Consider the following 785-nt stretch of genomic DNA (forward strand, 5'->3'; position numbering starts at 1 on the left):
TGAGCCAAGGAAGTGAACCAGTGCTCATTCAAACATTCGTCCCGAAACCGGCCATTGAACGACTCGATGTAGGCATTCTGATTCGGCTTGCCCGGCTCGATCTGCCGCAGCAGCACGCCACGCTGGTACGCCCAGCTCAGCATGGCGCGACCGCAGAATTCCTTACCATTGTCGGTACGGATGACCTTCGGCAAGCCACGCTCCAGTCCTAAGCGATCCAGCATTCGGGTCAGCGGATAGCCGCCGATGGTGCGCTCTGCCACGACGGCAATCGACTCATGGGTGGCATCGTCGACGATGGTCAGGCACTTGATCACCCGCCCCTCGGCCGTGCGGTCGAACACGAAATCCATCGACCAGACCTGGTTGGCTGCATCTGGCCTAGTTAGCGGCTGTCGGTCCGACAGCGGTACCTTCTTGCGCTTCCGTCGCCGCACCTGCAAGCCCGCCTGGGCATAGAGCCGGTCGACGCGCTTGTGGTTCACCCGCCAGCCGGACTGCCGAAGCTTCAAGTAGATCATGCCGGCGCCGTAGCGCCGATGTCGTTGCGCGAGCAGGATGATCTGCTCGCGCAAGGCGCTGTTGCGATCGCTCCTCGGTCGATAACGAAACGCGCTGGCGCTCATGTCCGCCACACGCAGCGCTTGACGCTCGCTCAGGCCATGCTCTGCGATATACCGCACCAGTTCACGCCGTGCCGGTGCGGTCACCACTTTTTTTGCAGAGCCTCTTTGATGACCTCGTTCTCAAGCAGCGAGTTGGCTAGCATCCGCTTGAGCCGCGCA

General features: G+C 61.5%; 1 pseudogene. It reads right to left on the bottom strand.

Going from position 1 to position 785, the window contains the following annotated elements:
* Positions 1-785, bottom strand: a pseudogene (locus V7714_RS20570) (IS3 family transposase); the annotation flags it as partial.

The organism is Chitinimonas sp. JJ19, from assembly GCF_036961565.1.
In the GTDB taxonomy this organism is placed as follows: domain Bacteria; phylum Pseudomonadota; class Gammaproteobacteria; order Burkholderiales; family Chitinimonadaceae; genus Chitinimonas.